This window comes from Nannocystis exedens, assembly GCF_002343915.1.
Classification (GTDB): Bacteria; Myxococcota_A; Polyangia; order Nannocystales; family Nannocystaceae; genus Nannocystis; species Nannocystis exedens.
On the sequence record NZ_NETK01000002.1, the window covers coordinates 140,228 to 156,699 of the forward strand.

The 16,472-nt window shown below is 72.9% G+C and carries 12 protein-coding genes; 6 read left to right on the plus strand and 6 right to left on the minus strand.

Annotated elements, in window-relative coordinates; translation table 11 throughout:
• The first annotated feature begins 6 nt into the window (after positions 1-6).
• Entirely contained in the window at positions 7-708 is a 702-nt protein-coding gene (locus tag NAEX_RS44610; protein ID WP_096334025.1) for a hypothetical protein, read from the plus strand.
• Positions 709-767: 59 nt separating this feature from the next.
• Here the strand turns inward: NAEX_RS44610 and NAEX_RS44615 are convergent, their stop codons facing one another.
• A complete protein-coding gene (locus NAEX_RS44615; RefSeq protein ID WP_096334026.1) occupies positions 768-2,444 on the minus strand; it encodes an FG-GAP repeat domain-containing protein in 1,677 nt (558 codons plus the stop codon).
• Between the two features lie 148 nt (positions 2,445-2,592).
• Between NAEX_RS44615 and NAEX_RS44620 the strand changes: the two genes are divergently transcribed.
• Both NAEX_RS44620 and NAEX_RS44625 read left to right on the plus strand, forming a co-directional pair.
• Positions 2,593-3,198: a hydrolase gene (locus NAEX_RS44620; RefSeq protein ID WP_143140201.1), complete on the plus strand. Its 606-nt coding sequence runs from the start codon at positions 2,593-2,595 to the stop codon at positions 3,196-3,198.
• A gap of 512 nt (positions 3,199-3,710) precedes the next feature.
• Complete coding sequence (locus NAEX_RS44625; RefSeq protein WP_096334028.1) at positions 3,711-4,232, plus strand: hypothetical protein; 522 nt, start codon at positions 3,711-3,713, stop codon at positions 4,230-4,232.
• Between the two features lie 325 nt (positions 4,233-4,557).
• Here NAEX_RS44625 and pyc read toward each other — a convergent pair whose 3' ends face one another.
• Complete coding sequence (pyc, locus tag NAEX_RS44630) at positions 4,558-8,007, minus strand: pyruvate carboxylase (protein ID WP_096334029.1); 3,450 nt, start codon at positions 8,005-8,007, stop codon at positions 4,558-4,560.
• Positions 8,008-8,164: 157 nt separating this feature from the next.
• On the opposite strand from pyc, the gene NAEX_RS44635 reads away from it, so the two are divergent.
• A complete protein-coding gene (locus NAEX_RS44635; RefSeq protein ID WP_096334030.1) occupies positions 8,165-9,073 on the plus strand; it encodes a serine/threonine protein kinase in 909 nt (302 codons plus the stop codon).
• Between the two features lie 246 nt (positions 9,074-9,319).
• Here NAEX_RS44635 and NAEX_RS44640 read toward each other — a convergent pair whose 3' ends face one another.
• The 3 genes from NAEX_RS44640 to NAEX_RS44650 all read right to left on the minus strand — a co-directional run bounded on the left by NAEX_RS44640 (position 9,320) and on the right by NAEX_RS44650 (position 13,862).
• Entirely contained in the window at positions 9,320-10,876 is a 1,557-nt protein-coding gene (locus NAEX_RS44640; RefSeq protein ID WP_170136564.1) for a serine/threonine-protein kinase, read from the minus strand.
• Between the two features lie 272 nt (positions 10,877-11,148).
• Positions 11,149-13,050, minus strand: coding sequence for an AAA family ATPase (locus tag NAEX_RS44645; RefSeq protein WP_170136565.1), 1,902 nt, complete (start codon positions 13,048-13,050; stop codon positions 11,149-11,151).
• Between the two features lie 545 nt (positions 13,051-13,595).
• Complete coding sequence (locus tag NAEX_RS44650) at positions 13,596-13,862, minus strand: hypothetical protein (protein WP_096334033.1); 267 nt, start codon at positions 13,860-13,862, stop codon at positions 13,596-13,598.
• 285 nt (positions 13,863-14,147) lie between these two features.
• Between NAEX_RS44650 and NAEX_RS44655 the strand changes: the two genes are divergently transcribed.
• Complete coding sequence (locus NAEX_RS44655) at positions 14,148-14,468, plus strand: PDZ domain-containing protein (RefSeq protein WP_096334034.1); 321 nt, start codon at positions 14,148-14,150, stop codon at positions 14,466-14,468.
• Positions 14,469-15,117: 649 nt separating this feature from the next.
• Here NAEX_RS44655 and NAEX_RS44660 read toward each other — a convergent pair.
• Positions 15,118-15,507: a VOC family protein gene (locus NAEX_RS44660; protein WP_096334035.1), complete on the minus strand. Its 390-nt coding sequence runs from the start codon at positions 15,505-15,507 to the stop codon at positions 15,118-15,120.
• 207 nt (positions 15,508-15,714) lie between these two features.
• Between NAEX_RS44660 and NAEX_RS44665 the strand changes: the two genes are divergently transcribed.
• A complete protein-coding gene (locus NAEX_RS44665) occupies positions 15,715-16,428 on the plus strand; it encodes a hypothetical protein (protein ID WP_096334036.1) in 714 nt (237 codons plus the stop codon).
• Positions 16,429-16,472 lie beyond the last annotated feature (44 nt).

Below are 16,472 nucleotides of genomic sequence, written 5' to 3' on the forward strand. Positions count from 1 at the left end.
GGGCCGATGAGCGTGGCGAAGCCGGAATACTCGGGCGCGGCCCTGAACTCGTTCGTGCTCGCGTTCGGCGAGACGAACAGCGTGGTGCAGAAGATCCTCGCCGACGCGGGGGTGGCGGCCATCGATCCGCAGGCGTGGTACGACTATGAGTGGGCGAGCGCGATTTTTTATCGGATCGGCGAGAAGGTCGGCCGCGCGGCGGTGATGAACGTCGGCCGCAAGATGATCGAGGCGGCCGTGTTCCCGCCCGGCATCGACAGCGTGCAGAAGGTGCTGATGAGCCTCGGCCCGGCCTTCAAGCTCAACACCCGCGGCGGCGACGTCGGCGACATCTTCTGCACGATCGAGGACGACTACAGCGCGACGATCGTCCGCACGCAGCGCGGGCTGTGCCCGTTCAACGTCGGCATCATCGAGGGCTGCTGCGCCCGCTACGGGGTGAAGCCGCTGATCGAGCACGGGGCCGACGGCTGCCAGGACGAGGGCGCCGACCTGCACGTACCACGTGAGCTGGTAGGCCGACATCGGCGGACTGGCGGACGCGCGGCCGCTTGCGTCCGCCGGCCGGCGGCGCTGGCCGGCCATCCCCACGGTCCTGATGGCCGTCGCAGGCGCGGGGCAGGAGCCACGGGTGCGCTGCGCCGCGTCTTCGCTTCGTCCACGCGGTCAGGCGGTTGCGGTGGCGCGGAGCGAAACATGTCCTTGTGATTATGCGTTTCAGGACATGCTCATCAGAACATGCCCCATCAAGCATGTCCGGGCTGCGGTCACCCCGGCGGATCGGGCATGCAGACGGCGCCGCCCTCGATCTGGGCGTTGGTGCGGAAGGTGTTGAGGGCCTGCCAGGAGGGGGTCTGGTGCTGGGGGATGGTGCCGTCCTCGCGGACGTTGGTGACGTGATAGGCGTGCTGGTTCCAGATCCGGCGGGCCTGGATCCACCGGTCCTCGACGTCGCGCACGACCTGGACGGCGGGTTGCAACCCGCCGTTGGAGACGACCACGATCTCGGCGGAGCCGTCGTCGTCGACGTCGGCGACGACGGGGTTCTCGGCCTGCGTCCACGAGGACCGCGGGCTCGACAGCAGCACCGCGCCGCCCTCGCCGTAGACGAACAGGAACTGCTCGTCGGCGTACATGGCCTGGGCGTAGCCGGCGCCGAGGAAGTCGAAGGCGGTGCCGGCCGCGAAGCCGCTGTTGTCCTGCACCGAGGCCGTCCACAGCAGGGTGAGGTCGGGGCGGTAGATGTTGTAGTGCTGGTTGGAGCTGACGAGGATCTCGGCGGCGCCGTCGCCGTCGACGTCGTGGATCGCGGCCGGGCGCCACCACGACGCGTCACCGCTCGGGTTTTGGTCCTGGTAGACGATCGTGCCGTCGTGCTCGAGCAGCGAGAGGCCGTTGAAGCCGGCCAGCAAGACCTCGGGCTCGGGGTCGTCGTCGAGGTTGCCGACCTGCGGGTGGGCGATCGCTACCGGGGTGGAGTAGTAGACGCTGCCGTCGTGGTGGAAGGCGTCGCCGCCCTGCAGGACCTCGAGATCGCCGTCGCCGTCGAGGTCGGCGGCGAACGGGATGTCGATCGCGCCGTTGCTGTTGCCGAGGAAGAGCTGGGCGCCGAGGTGATCGAGGACGGCCCGGCCGGCCATGATCTCGACGTCGCCGTCGGCGTCGAGGTCGGCGAGGGCGACGGCGACCTGCCAGGCGTCGAACACGACGGGGCTCTCCCACTTGAAGGTGCCGTCGTGCTCGAAGGCGATCGCGTGGCCGTTGATGATGTCGCCGACCTCGCTGCGGATGGTGACGATCTCGGGCAGGCCGTCGCCGTCGATGTCGCCGATCGCGGGGTTGGCGTAGCCGTCGATGATGTCGGGGATCTTGAGGTGCACGGCGCCGGTGAGGCCGTCGAGGATGTAGAGGTGACCGTCGGACTGGGCGTTGCCGTAGAGCGGGACGACGACGTCGGGGACGTCGCACAGGTCGATGACGCCGTCGCCGTTGTCGTCGGTCATGTTGGCGACCAGCGGGGTGGCGACGGCGTGGAGCTCGTCGTCCTGGCCGGCGAAGGCCCACTGGACCGCGGGCATGAAGCTGTCGGGCGGGGCCTCCATCTCGCAGTCGCCGACGGCGTCGTCGCCCTGGACCTTGCAGCGATCGACGGGCGGCGGGTCGCCGGTGGTGCCGAAGCCGACGTCGAGCTTGACGCCGTCGGTGGTGCCGCCGGTGGTCGTGGTGATGGTGGTGGTCGTCGTCGTCTCGCCGTCGCTGCCGCTGGAGGTGGTGGTCGTGGTGGTCGTGGTCGGCGCGCCGGTGGTCGGGGTGGCGCCGGTGCTCGTGGATGTGTCCGAAGGGACAGGTCCGCCGGATGGCCCGTCGGTGGTGACGGCGTCGTCGCCGCAAGCAGGGAGGAGCGCGAGGCCGGCGAGGCTGCGGAGGACACGGGAGGGCGACACGCAACGACGATACACCGGAGCCCGATTCTGCGGGCGCGGAGGTCGGTGAACGGCCACGGGGCAGGTACCATGCGGCGATGGCGGGGACAGTCGGGGAGCCGGAGCGAGAGCGGGCGCGTGGGCGAGGACGTGGCGCGCGGGCGTTGACGTGGCTGATGCCGGCGTTGGCGACGGCGCGGTGGCCCACACCGGCGCGCAGTCGCTGCGGGTCGACGGCGGGGGCGGCTACTGCGATCACGTGTTCGTCGCCAACACCGAGGCGATCGCGGCGATCGGGCCGCAGGTGTACGGGCGGCTGTGGGTCCGCTCCGAGGGGGCGCTCGGGCAGGGGCACGTGACGTTCGCGACGCTGCGCGACGCGGCCGACGCCGGCGGCAAGGACCTGCGGATGGGCGGGCAGTCGGAGATCCTGATGTGGAACCGCGAGTCGGACGACGCGACGCTGCCGTCGCTGAGCCCGGCCGGGATCGCCCTCAGCGTGGGGCCGCCCCCCGGGCAGTGGACGTGCGTGGAGTTCCCGATCGACTCGGCCGCGCGGGCGTTGACGACGTGGGTCGACGGGGCGGAGGTGGGGGGGCTCGTGATCGACGGCGAGCCGACGCCGGACGTCGACCAGCAGTGGCTCGGCAAGCCCGACTGGCAGCCGTCGCTGGGCGACTTCAAGCTCGGGTGGGAGAGCTACGCCGGGCAGGCGATGACGCTGTACTTCGACGATGTCGCGCTGGCAGGGGCGCGGATCGGCTGCGACGGTTAGCGCGGGAGCCGGCGGGCCGCGGTGGATGAGGTCCTCGCGGTCGGTGCCGCTGGTTTACGAGCCTCGCGTCGCCTACCTCGACGTCCTCGAGGCCGGTGCCGGGACCGAGGCGAAGAACGGTATGCTCGAACGGGCATGACCTCGTGGGCATGCGTTGAGAGACATGTTCTATGGGACATGCTTGAAAGGGCATGCCGAGCAGAGAGCTCGGCGATCGCGGGGCGGGACGGTCGGGCGAGGAGACGGTGGGCCGTGGCGGCGGGCGACGGTGACGATGACGGCGCCCGCGATCAGGGGGCGGGTCGGTCGGGCAGAGGGGTCGACGGCGACGATGACGGGGCTCGCCCGCGGTCACGGGGCGGGTTCGGTCGGGCGGCGGACGCCGGTGGGGCCGTGGCACCAGGTCCGCTCGCCGGGGCGGTTGGGTGGTCTCGGCGACAGGCGAGCGCGGCCCGCCGCAGGGCCGATCGGGGACTGGATCGCAACCGCCGCGGGGCGAGTAAGATGAAGGGATGCGAGGTCCGCTGCTGCTCGCCGCTCTGGTCTCGACCGCTTGCGCCGCGCACGAGCCGGCGCCGCAGATCCGCGTGCCGGACGAGGCCGCGCCGGTGCAGGCAGGGGAAGGGCGTCAGGTGCCGAGCGCTGCGCCCGAGGCCGCGGGGACCGGCGCGGCGGACGAGGCCGAGGCGCCCGCCGCGGCCGCCGAAGATCAGGCAGGAGACGGCGGGCCGGTGAAGCAGGTCGAGTCGCTCGCGGCGGCGGCGTACGAGGACGGCAAGCGCGCGGCACAGTCGGCGATCACGCAGAATCAGCTCGGGCTCGAGACCTTCGGCTACCCGGCGCGGTGCCGTCGCGAGTATTCGCGGATCTTGTGGGAGAAGTACAAGGTGGTGCTGCGCGAGGTCGCGGGCTGCGTGGTCGACGAGACGATCGTCGAGCACGCGCGCGGCTACAACGAGGTGATGGAGGCGGAGATCGTGCGCCGCCACGGGGCGGACGTGTTCGAGAAGGTGAGCAAGCAGGCCGGCTGCTGAGGGCGTGCGCTCGCGCCGGAGATGGCGGGGAGGCCGGCGCGAGGTCGAGGATCGGATGAGGAGGGCATGGCGCGCTGACATGTTCTTCAGGACATGATTAACCAGGCATTCGGTAATGCCTGTTGCGTCGCTGCAGCACGTCTCGGACCGACAGCGAGACGCTGCCGTACGTCGGCGACAGCATCGCCTACGACCCCGACCCGCCGCTGAAGCGGGAGGGCGGGCCGGCGGCGCGTGCCCGCGCGAGGGCGAGCTGCATGCTCCTCGAGACATGTCTGAAAGGGAATGACCAAGAAGACATGCCCTTAGGGGCATGTCCCGAAGGTCACGCCGGGGCGAGGACCAGCAGGAGGTCGCCGGCGTCGAGGTTGTCGCCGACGGCGACGGCGAAGCGGCGGACGGTGCCGGGGTGCGGGGCGGCGACGACGGTCTCCATCTTCATGGCGGAGAGGACGACCAGGGGGGCGCCCGCGGCCACGCGGTCGCCGACGGCGACGCGCAGCTCGGTGACGGCGCCGGGCATGGGGGCGGCGACGGCGGCGGGGTCGTCGGGGGCGGCGCGCTCGCGCTGCTTGACGGTCTGGGCGGCCGACTTGTCGGGGATCCGCAGCGAGCGCGGCTGGCCGTTGAGCTCGAAGAACACGTCGCGCTGGCCGTCGGGGCCGAGCTCGCCGACCGCCTTCATGCGCACGATCAGCGTCTTGCCTTGCTCGATCTCCACGCTGAGCTCCTCGCCCACCGGCAGCGGGGCGAAGAAGGCCCGCGTCGGCAGGCGCGAGACGTCGGCGAACTGGGTGCGGAACGCGAGGTAGTCGCGGAACACGCCCGGGTAGAGCGCGGCCGAGACGACGTCGACGTCGCGCAGCGGCATGCTGGTGAGCTTCTGCAGCTCGGCGGCGAGGGCGTCGAAGTCGAGGTCGGGCAGGGCGGCGCCGGGGCGGCCCTCGAAGGTCGGACGCCCGCGCAAGACCTTGGTCCGCAGCGGCTCGGGGAAGCCGCCGTGGGGCTGGCCGAGGTGGCCCTGGAAGAACTCGACGACGGAGCTGGGGAACGACAAGGTCTCGGCCTGCGCCAGCACGGCGGCCTCGTCGAGGTCGTTCTGGACCATGAACTGGGCGAGGTCGCCGACGACCTTCGAGGACGGGGTGACCTTGATGATGTCGCCGAGCAGGCGGTTGGCGGCCGCGTAGGCGCGCTTGATCGCGGGCCAGCGCGAGGCGAGGCCGAGGGCGTTGGCCTGGAACTGCAGGTTGGTGAGCTGGCCGCCGGGCATCTCGTGCAGGTACACGTCGGCGCTGCCGCTGAGGTTGCCGGCCTCGAACGGGGCGTAGAGGCCGCGCGCCTGCTCCCAGTAGGTGCCGAGCGGCTGGAGGTCGGCGATCGAGAGGCCGGTGTCGCGCTCGCTGCCCTGCATCGCGGCGACGATGGCCCCGAGGGCCGGCTGCGAGGTGACGCCGGCCATGGCGGTGATCGCCCCGTCGACGATGTCGGCGCCGGCGGCCGCGGCGGCGAGCATGGAGGCGACGCCGGTGCCGGCCGTGTCGTGGGTGTGGACGTGGATCGGGACGTCGGGGTGGGCGGCGCGCAGGGCCTCGACCAGCAGCGTGGCGGCGCGCGGGCGCAACAGGCCGGCCATGTCCTTGATCGCCAGCACGTGGGTGCCCATCTCGACGAGCTTGCCGGCGAGGTCGACGTAGTACTGCAGCGAGTACTTGGTGCGCCCGGGGTCGGCGACGTCGCCGGTGTAGCAGAGCGCGGCCTCGATCACGCCGCCGGCCTCGCCGACGGCGTCGACGCCGAGCTTGAGGTTCTCGGTGTAGTTGAGGCAGTCGAAGATCCGGAACACGTCGATGCCGCGCTCGGCCGACAGGCGGACGAACCGGCGCACGACGTTGTCGGGGTAGTTGGTGTAGCCGACGGCGTTGGCGCCGCGCAGCAGCATCTGGAACGGGATGTTGGGGACGAGCGCGCGCAGGCGCTCGAGGCGGTCCCACGGATCCTCGCGGAGGAAGCGGAGGGCGACGTCGAAGGTGGCGCCGCCCCACATCTCGAGGCTGAAGGCCGGGGCGAGCACGCGGGCGGTGGCCGGGGCGATGGCGAGGAGGTCGATGGTGCGGACGCGGGTGGCGAGCAGCGATTGGTGGGCGTCGCGCCAGGTGGTGTCGGTGAGGAGGAGGCCGGGGTGAGCGCGCACGGCCGCGGCGAAGGCCTTGGGCCCCTTCTCGCGCAGGAGGTCGCGCCAGCCGGCCAGGCGGACGTCGGCGCGGGTCTCGGGGATCTCGGGGTCGACGCGCGCGGGCGGGTTCTGGGTCGCCCAGGGCGTGGTGGGGCCGTTGACGGCGACCTCGGCGAGGAAGCGGAGCAGCCGCTGGGCGCGGTTGCGCCGGGTGGGCAGGTCGAACAGCTCGGGGGTGCCGTCGACGAAGCCGGTGGTGATGTCGCCGGCGACGAACTTGGGGTGGGTGAGGACGTTCTGAAGGAAGGGGATGTTGGTCTTGACGCCGCGGATCCGGAACTCGGCCAGCGCGCGCAGCAGCTTGTGCCGCGCGACCTCGAAGGTGTTGCCGCGCGCGGTGACCTTGACGAGCAGCGAGTCGTAGTGCGGGGTGATGACGGCGCCGCTGTAGCCCGAGCCGCCGTCGAGGCGGATGCCCATGCCGCTGGCCGAGCGGTACGCCTCGATGCGGCCGGTGTCGGGGCGGAACTGGGCGCGCGGATCCTCGGTGGTGATCCGGCACTGGATCGCGTGACCGCGGGCGACGATCGCGTCCTGATGGAGGCCGAGGTCGTGGAGGGTGGCGCCGCCGGCGATCCGGATCTGCGCCTGCACGAGATCGACGCCGGTGACCTCCTCGGTCACGGTGTGCTCGACCTGGATCCGCGGGTTGACCTCGATGAAGTAGTGCCGACCTGTCTCATCGACCAGGAACTCGACGGTGCCGGCGTTCTCGTAGCCGACGGCGCGCGCGAGCCGGAGGGCGTCGCCGTGCAGGCCGGAACGTGTCTCTTCGGACAGGCCGAGCGCGGGCGCCATCTCGACGACCTTCTGGTGGCGGCGCTGGACCGAGCAGTCGCGCTCGAACAGGTGCACGACCTCGCCGGTGCGATCGCCCAGGATCTGCACCTCGACGTGACGAGCGGCGCCGATGTACCTCTCGAGGAAGACGGTGCCGTCGCCGAAGGCGGCCTTGGCCTCGCTGGCGGCGCGCGTGAACGCCTCGTCGAGCTCGTCCTCGCTGCGGACGACCCGCATGCCGCGGCCGCCCCCGCCCATGGCGGCCTTGACGATCAGCGGGAAGCCGTGCGCGGCCGCGAACGCGCGCGCGGCCGGGAGATCGGAGACGGGACCGTCGCTGCCGGGGACCACCGGGACGCCGCTGGCGATGGCGAGGGCGCGCGCGGCGGTCTTGTCACCGAAGGTGTCGAGCGCCTCGGCCGAGGGCCCGACGAAGGCGATGCCGGCGGCCGCACAGGCGCGCGCGAGGGCGCTCTTCTCCGAGAGGAAGCCGTAGCCGGGGTGGATGGCGTCGACGTCGTGGGCGGCGGCGAGGGCGACGATGGCGTCGATGTCGAGGTAGGCCCCCACGGGGCTCTTGCCCTTGCCGACCAGGTAGGCCTCGTCGGCCTTGTAGCGGTGGAGGTGGACGCGATCTTCGTGGCTGAAGATCGCCACCGTGCGGATCCCGAGCTCGGTGGCGGCGCGAAACACCCGAATCGCGATCTCGCCGCGGTTGGCACAGAGGAGCTTGCGGATCGGACGCTTCGTCGGGGCCATGGCGCGACGGACATAGCAGAGCTCGCGCGCGCGCGTGAGGCAGGGGGCGATGATACGGCGCGGGGGCGGGTGAACACGGTGAGCGCGCGTTCTGGCGCGGGCCCTACGCGAGCCGCGCAGGTGGGGCGGCAGGCCCTCCGTGCGGTATGGTGCAGGTGTGACCGAGGAGCCGCTGCCGCGCCTCTACGGCGACTTCGAGCTCGCGCGCCTGATCTGCGCCAACGAGACCGGCCGGATCTACCGCGGCTTCTTCCGGGGCTTCCGCGCGTCGAACGTGCGCGTGTTCAGCCGCCAGTACACGTGCGACGAGGCGGCAGTGCAGACGTTGCGCGCCGACCTCCAGGCCGACCGCGTGATGCACAAATTCGTCACCGGCGGCTCGTGCTACCTGCCGTTCCGCGTCGAACAGACCGTGCTCCAGGCGATGAGCCCGCGCGAGGGCGTCGACCTGGCGACCCGAATCGCCAACCGCGGGCCGATGCCGTGGCCGGAGGCGCGGTCGGTGCTGCTCGACGTGTGTCGCGGGCTGGCCTACGCACACGCCCAGCTGATCGTCCACGGCGACCTGAAGCCGGAGAACTGCTTCTGCGAGGAGCCGATGGAGGGCGACCCGGACGAACGCCCGCGGGTGCTGGTGATGGGCTTCGGCCTGGCGCGCGCGTACCGGCGCGCGTTCCCCGAGTGGCGGCCCGAGCTCGCCGAGGTGTTCGAGCCGTCGACGGTGTTCCCGGTGTACATGTCGCCCGAACAGGTGGCCGGCGAACAGCCGACCGTCCGCTCGGACATCTATGCGCTCGGGGTGCTGATGATCCACCTGTTGACCGGCCACCGCCCGCGTGCCACCGGCGCACCGCCGGCCGTGGAACGCGCGGGCACCCCCGGCCCGTACCGCGCCGACGAGGGCAAGCTGACGCGCGCGCAGGCCGAGGTGGCGCTCAAGGCGGTGTCGCGCGAGTCGAGCCGCCGCCACCCCACGGTCTATGACTTCGCGGCAGCGCTGGTCGGGATCGACGGCGGCGATCCGGCGACGGAGCTGGCGGACTTCCGGCCGCCGGTCGGCCGCTGAGCTCGCGAGGGGCGGAACGCGCGGCGGGAGCGGGCGATCGCCGAGGCCCTGGGAGCGAAGGACGGCGAGGCTGCGCGGGGCGGAAGCCGGCGATTGCGAGGCCGTGCGGCAGGAGCGAGGGACCGCGAGGCGGCGCGGCGCGGCCAGCGGTGTCCCTGCGCGAGAGCTCGGTTCGCGCGCGGCAGGGCGGACCGCGGTCGCCGGCGTCAGAGACCGAACCAGCGGGCGGACCGCGGTCGGCCGGCGTCAGAGGGCGAACCAGGCGATGGTGGCCGCGATGCCGCCGACGGCGGCGAGGACGACGATGATGAGCAGCGGGTGCGGGTCGCCGGTCCATGCGGGCGTGCTGGCCTTGGGGACAGGCGGGGCGGCGGTCGACGTGGCCCTGGGGACAGGCGGGGCGGCTGATGTGGCCTTGGGGACAGATGCAGCGGCAGCCTGGACGACGGCAGGGGGGGCGCCGGAGGTGTTCTTGGGGACAGGCGGGTGGGCGCCGGAGGTGTTCTTGGGGACAGGCGGGTGGGCGCCGGAGGTGTTCTTGGGGACAGGCGGGAGGGCACCGGAGATGTTCTTGGGGACAGGCGGGTGGGCGCCCGAGGGGCCGGCGGAGCTGGCCTTGGGGACAGGCGGGTGGGCGCCCGAGGGGCCGGCGGAGCTGGCCTTGGGGACAGGCGGGTGGGCGCCCGAGGGGCCGGCGGAGCTGGCCTTGGGGACAGGCGGGTGGGCGCCCGAGGGACCGGCGGAGCTGGCCTTGGGGACAGGCGGAAGGGCGCCCGAGGGCTTGCCGGCGGCGGGCGGCCCGGCCGGCTGGGATCTGGCGCTCGGGACAGGTTCGGGCGGGCCGTCGGCCAGGGTCCGCGGGGCCGCGCCGGCGCGCGGGAGGGTGTCGTCGACGGGCCGGACGTCGCCGATCGGGGTGGTCGGCAGCAGGCGGGTGCGCGGGCCGGGGCGCTCGAACGGCAGCAGGGCCTCGGCGAGGGCGGCGGCGGAGGGCCAGCGCTGGTCGGGCTGCTTGCGCAGGCAGCGAGCGACGATCTCGGACAGGCCCGGCGGGACCTCGGGGGCGAGGGTGTGGATCGGCGGCGGGTCGAAGCCGCGGACGGCGGCCAACGAGTCGGCGACGGTGTCGCGGGCGAACGCCTGCTGGCCGGCGAGCGCCTCGTAGAGGATCGCGCCGATCGACCACACGTCGGCGCGGCGATCGACGGCCCCGGCGCCGTGGATCTGCTCGGGGGCCATGTAATTCGGCGAGCCCATCATGGTGCCGGCGCCGGTGCGGATCGAGTCGTTGAACTTCGAGATCCCGAAGTCCATGAGCTTGACCAGCCACTGGTCCCGGATCGCGCGGCACAGGTAGATGTTCTCGGGCTTGAGGTCGCGGTGGATGATGCCGGCCTGGTGGGCGGCGTGCAGGCCGTCCAGGGCCTGGCGGATGATCCACACCGCGAGGCCGGGCTGCAGCCGCTGGTAGGCGTCGATCAGGTCGCTGAGGGAGCAGCCCGACAGCAGCTCCATGACGATGTAGGGGCCGATCGTGCTGCGGCCGAAGTCGAGGACGTCGCAGATGTGCGGGCTGCCGATCCGGCCGGCGGCGGTGGCCTCGTTGCGGAAGCGGGCCAGCAGGTCGGCGTCCTCGGCGTAGCTGGCGTGCATCAACTTGATGGCGACGGTGCGCTCGACGAACACGTTGGTCGCCTGCCACACGGTGGCCATGCCGCCGTGGCCGAGGCGCTTGTCGAGGCGGAACTTGCCGTCGAGCAGGCGGCCCTCGAGCGGCAAGGTGGCGCCGTCGACGGGGCACACCAGGAGATCGTCGCGAAAGCTCCGACCGCACGTGCGACACGCGGCGGGCCTCGGCAGCGTCGTTACGACCATCCGCGGCGGACTATATCACCGGCGCCCGTGCGGCCAAGTCGAGCGCGTGGCCGCGCGGGCCCGGGCGCCGGCCCGGGACGCGGGCAGGATGTGTCGGTGAGGGCCGGCCGATGTGTGAGCCGGGTCCGGGCCGGGACGTCGTGAGGGAATGGGGGCGAGGCGCGGCGACACGGGCTGGAAATCGCCGCCGGGACGCGCGGCTACGGGGCGACCTCGTAGCGCTGCTGGCGTTGCCGGAACGCCTCGCGGCCGCCCTCCATCAGGCGCAGGATGTGCTGCTTCACCGCCTCGACCGGGCCCTGCGCGACCAGCCGGGCGTTGCGGCCGTCGGCCTCGAGGACGATGACCTGGGCGGCCTCGCCGAGGACCGGGAGGTTCGGGTTGTGGGTGATGAAGACGAGCTGCCGCCGGCCGCGGCTGGCCGCGAGCTGCGGGATGATGGCGTCGGTGATGAAGCTGTTGTCGAGGTTGTCCTCGGGCTGGTCGACGAGCAGCGGGGCCTCGCTGTCCATGAGGAGGATCGGCAAGATCGCGGCGCTCTTCTGCCCGGTCGACAGCTTGTCGCTGCTGCGCCAGTCGCCCTGGACCTGCAGCTCGATCCGCGGGACGTCCTCGAGCTCGAGCACGTCGAGTTCGAACCGCTTCTCCGGGGCCTCGCGCAGGGCCTTGAGCAGCGACTCGGCGAACTCGGGGTTGATCTCGGCGGTCGCCGCCAGGGCCGCGTGATCGTCGCGGTCGACGAACTGGCCGAGCTGGACCGGGGTGACCTGGGCGACGAGCCGCTCGATCGGGGCGTTGTACTGCTTGCCCGAGCGGCGCATGACCGCGACCAGAAATTCGCGGTAGGCGACGACGTCGGCGGCGGGGGCGAGGATGATGCGGACCTTGCCGCCGAGGTGGGCGCTGACGTTGCCGGCCGCGGCGCTGCGGCGGGCGTGACGGTCGCCCCGCAGCCGCTGCAGCTCGTCGCGCAGCTCGCCGCGGGCCCGCAGGGCAGCGTCGAGCTCGGCCTGGAGCTCGCCGAGCGCGCCCTTGCTGGCCGACAGGCGCATGACCTCGCGCGCGGCCTCGTCGCGGGCGGCCAGGCGGGCCCCGCTCTTGGCGGCGACGGCCGCGAGCTCGGCGTAGCGGGCCTCTTGCGGGGCGTGGACGGCCGCCAGGGCGGCGGTGGCGTCGTCGACCGAGCGCTCGAGCAGGGCCAGCTTGTCGAGCGGGGACGAGACGTAGAGGTCGATCTCGACGATCTTGCGGTTTATCTCCCGGGACAGGTCCGCGAGGACATGTCCGTTGGGACCTTTGAGGAGGCCCTCGGGCAGGGCGGCCGCGAGGGCCTTGACCTGCGGCAGGACGGTGTCGCCGATCAGGCCGCGCAGCTTGCTCAGGGCGGCGCGGACCCGGTCGAGCGCGGCCTTCTCCTGCTCGCGCAGGGCCTTGTGCTCGGCCGCGGCCTGCAGCCCGTCGGCCAGGCCGCCCTCGCCGAGCGCCGCGTTGGCGGCCGCCAGCTTGCTCTCCCAGCTCGAGAGGTCGATGAGGTCGCGCTGGGCGGCCTGCAGGCGGGTGTGGAGGGCGATGATCCGCTGCGCGTTCTCGCGCAGGCGCGAGGTGGTCTGCGCGAGCTGGGTCTCGATCGCGTGGCTCTGCTGGCCGCACAGGCGGTCGATGAGCTCGCGCTGGGCGACCGGGCTCTGGGCGATGTCCTCGATCTGGTTGTGCGAGAAGAGGGCGGCGTCGACGAGCACCGAGGAGCCGAGCACCTCGGGCCGCACCGGCTTGCCGGCGGCGTCGGTGACCTGCGGGGCGTCGTGGGCCCCGCGGCGGATCTGGTAGACCAGGCCCTCCTGGCTCTCGAACTCGAGCTCGACGTAGCCGCTGGTCCCGAGGTTGGCGGCGAGCAGGTTCTTGAGGCGGTCTTCGGCCGCCTTGGCGGCGGCGGTGCCCGACCGCGGGGCGCGGTCGAGGGCGTGACGGATGAACTCGAGGACGGTGGTCTTGCCGCTGCCGCGACCGCCGATGATGCAGTTCAGGCCGTCGGCGAAGCGGATGTCGAGCTTGTCGAGGAAGCCGCCGTAGACGCGGAGACGACGCAATTTGTGGTGAACCACGCGGGACCCTCCGCCCGACAGGTTAGGACCCATGCGCGATCTCGTCCAGAGCGTCGAAGACGCATTGTCTGGGCCGGACAAAGCCGATCGAGCCCGTGCGGGGATGGCGCGGGGCGGGGCGAGGGGCGAACCCGGAGGCGAGGGTGGAATTGCCGGGGCGGCACGAAGCGGCTGCGCGGGCCCGTGAGGCCGGGTCCTGCGGCGAGGGCAGGCCGGCGCGCGACGCGGGACGTGGTGCGCCGGGGCCCGGAACGGTAGTGTCCAGGCGTGCTCCGTGCCGCGCCGTGGCTCGTGCTGTTGCTGTCCGGATGCGAGGCGCTGTCCGGCCGCGAGCCCGCGCCCGCGGCCGCGCCGGTGGCCCAGGCGACGCTCGCCGAGCCCGGGCCGCTGCGGGCTGCGATCGCGGCGGGGGTGCGGCGGCGCAGCGAGAACGAGGCGAGCTACGAGGTCGACGCGTTCGTGGCCGCGCTGGCGGTCGAGGAGCTGGCGAGCGGGACCGGCGGGGTGCGGGTCGAGCCGGCGCTCGAGCGCGGGGCGCAGGTCGGCTACCGGCTGACGGAGGTGGTGCCGGGCTCGGTGTACCAGTTGGTCGGGCTGCGCACGGGCGACGTGGTCGAGGCGATCGGCGAGGTCCGCCTCGACAGCCCGGGCCGCGCGGCCGGGCTGCTGGCCCGGCTGGGGCGCGGGGCCCAGGTGACGGTGCGCCGCGACGGGGTCGGGTTCTCGCTCGACCTGCGGATCGCCGGCGGGCTGGCGTGGTCGGAGCTGCTGCGCTCGCGGACAGGTTCGCCGGGACAGGTCGTGGGAGACATGCCCCTTGGAACAGGCCCGATGGCGCAGGCGCTCGGGGACAGGTCGCCGGGGCCGGAGGACGGAGAGTGGCCGGCGGGGCCGCGCGACGGCGAGGCCGGCGGGACGCCGGTGGTGCCGCTCGGCGGGGCCGGTGGGCTCGGGGGAGCGGGCGGGGCCCCGTCCGCGGGCCGGCCGGACCGCGGCCGACGAGCGGGGGGAAGCCGGTCGGCGGAGGCGGGTACGGCCGAGGCGAGGGCGTTTCGACGGGTTCGACGGGCTCGGGCGGCGCGGCGGGGAAGACGGGGGTGCAGTGCGCGTCGGCCTCGAGCTGCACGCTCGACAAGAGCCTGTTCGACGCGGCGATCGCCGACCCGAGCAAGCTCGAGCGGCAGGCGTCGATCTCGCCGGCGCGCGGGGGCTACAAGCTGACCCGCGTGGCGCCGGGCAGCACGGTGGCGGCGCTGGGGTTCCGTGCGGGCGACGTGATCGTGTCGGTCAACGGGGCGCGGCTCGACGACGACATGGCCGCGCTGGGGCTCTACATGGGGCTCGAGAGCACGCGCAACTACAACGTGACGTACGAGCGCAACGGGGCGCGGGCGAGCAAGTCGATCGCGCTGCGGTAAGGATGAGGCGATCGGGCCGCGTGAGGCTGAAGAGCGCCCGACCGACGTGACGTACGAGCGCGACGGGGCGCGGGCGAGTCGAGCGCGCTGCGGTAAGGATGAGGCGACGGGCCAGGCTGCCTCGAGTTGCAGTGACGGGCTCGGGCTCCGCCCCGCGCTGCGAGGTCGGGACGGTGGCGCTACGGTTGGCCGGCGCGCAGGCGGCGGCCCGCGTCGGTGAGGGCGATCGGGAACCCGCGGTCGAGGTAGTGGCGGTGGCGAGGCCTCGCTCCTGCATGTCCTCGGCCTCGCGCAGCAGCCTGGCGTAGCGTTCGTCGCCGACGGCGGGTGCAGCGACGAGGATGCAGCCGTGTTCGACGCAGAAGGCCCATCAGCTCGTCGTCTCGCTCGGCATGCTCGAGAGGAGCGCAGGCGGGACGGGGCGTCCTTCGGGAGACGCCGTGTGGCGCGGCCGCCCGTCGTCGCCACGCACGGCGAGCTGCTGCGCGTGGCCGACGCGACGCAGTTCAGCGGCGGGCGGAACCGGCCGGGGCATCGCGGCGGATCACGCGGGGCAGCCTCGTGCGCGGGGGCGAGCGGAGCGACGTGGAATATGACCTTCGGGACATGCCGAGTCAGGCGGGTCCGATCGACATCCATCAAACGGCGCTCAGCCGAGGTCGCCCCCCTCGCTGGCGAGGACGACGGTGTAGCCGTCGGGGTCGCGCAGCCAGATCTCGCGGTGGCCGGCGTCGGGGTTGAGGTGGGGCGCGAGGACGACCTCGGCGCGCATCCCGGCGGCGCGGGCGACGGCGGCGTCGAAGTCGTCGGTCTCGAACCACAGCAGGACGCCGTTGCCGCGAGGCCGCGCGTCGGGGTCGCCGATCGGGCCGTGGTGGTGGTCGACCTCCCAGGCGTGGAGCTGCAAAACCAAGGCGCCGTGATGCTCGAGGCGCTCGTATTCGCGGCCGCCGTGGCCGCTCTCGCAGCCGAGGAGCCGCTGGTACCAGCGGCTGCTGGCCTCGACGTCGGCGACGGCGATCAAAGGTTGGGGACGCATGGGAACGGGATGCCGCGCGCGCGTCGGGGCGTCAAGGCACGCGGGGCCGGGGGCTGTCGGCCGCGCAGCGCGGGCGACCGGGTCGAGCGTGGCGCGATGGATCGCCGGCGGTGACGGAGGCGTGACGGGGATCACGGCTGAGGCCGGTGCAGGAATCGACGGCTTCAGCGAGCGTCGCTACGCACGCGGGCCTCGCCCGGACAAGCCATGCCAGCTCTCTCGCTTCGCACCGTCGCCTCGCTGCTCGTCCTCTCGTCGCTGTCGGCCGGGTGCTCGGCGGCGCGGATGCAGCTCGACCCGGCGCTGACGGCCAGGGCGCCCGAACAGCCGGTCAGCGGCACCGCGTTCGCGTCGTTCCGCAAGCCGGTGACGTTCGGCGCCTACACGGCGACGCTGACGAAGGGCGGGTTCCAGACCAACAAGAGCACGTCGATCGGGCCGTACCAGCGCAAGGAGTCGAAGCAGGCCTTCGAGTTCTCGCTGGTCGGCGGGACGCCGGCGAGCTGGGCTGGGTCGTGCGCGTACGGGACGAGCAAGCAGGGCGTGCTGTTCCCGATCAGCAACGACGCGGGGTTCGTCTGCACGATGGTGCCGGAGGGCGCCGGCGGCTGGCAGCTCGAGCTCAAGAGCCAGGGCAAGCTGTACGGGCCGAACACGCTGTCGGGGTCGATGACCGACGGGACGACGACGCTGTCGATCGCGATGGTCCACAAGCTGGCCGGCTCGGCGTTCTCCAGCGCGGCGCCGGTGGGCTACGAGATCCGCGACGCCGGCGGGGTGGCGGTCGCGGCGGTGCAGATCTTCAACCCCCAATTCGTGTGGATCGATCCGGCGCTGCCGCCCGAGGTTCAGACCGCGATCGCGGCGGCGGCGGCGGGGCTGCTGGTGTCGGGCAACGCGGCGTCGGACATCAACGAGTAGCCGGGACGAGCGTCACCTGCCGATCGAAGCATGTCCTTCGCGAC

What these genes read in the sequence shown, in the direction of transcription:
- NAEX_RS44625 (WP_096334028.1), top strand. Translation starts at nt 3,711, where the DNA reads ATGCGAGGTCCGCTGCTGCTCGCCGCTCTGGTCTCGACCGCTTGCGCC.
- NAEX_RS44610 (WP_096334025.1), top strand. Translation starts at nt 7, where the DNA reads ATGAGCGTGGCGAAGCCGGAATACTCGGGCGCGGCCCTGAACTCGTTC.
- NAEX_RS44650 (WP_096334033.1), bottom strand. Translation starts at nt 13,862, where the DNA reads ATGTCTCCCACGACCTGTCCCGGCGAACCTGTCCGCGAGCGCAGCAGC.
- NAEX_RS44665 (WP_096334036.1), top strand. Translation starts at nt 15,715, where the DNA reads ATGCCAGCTCTCTCGCTTCGCACCGTCGCCTCGCTGCTCGTCCTCTCG.
- pyc (WP_096334029.1), bottom strand. Translation starts at nt 8,007, where the DNA reads ATGGCCCCGACGAAGCGTCCGATCCGCAAGCTCCTCTGTGCCAACCGC.
- NAEX_RS44660 (WP_096334035.1), bottom strand. Translation starts at nt 15,507, where the DNA reads ATGCGTCCCCAACCTTTGATCGCCGTCGCCGACGTCGAGGCCAGCAGC.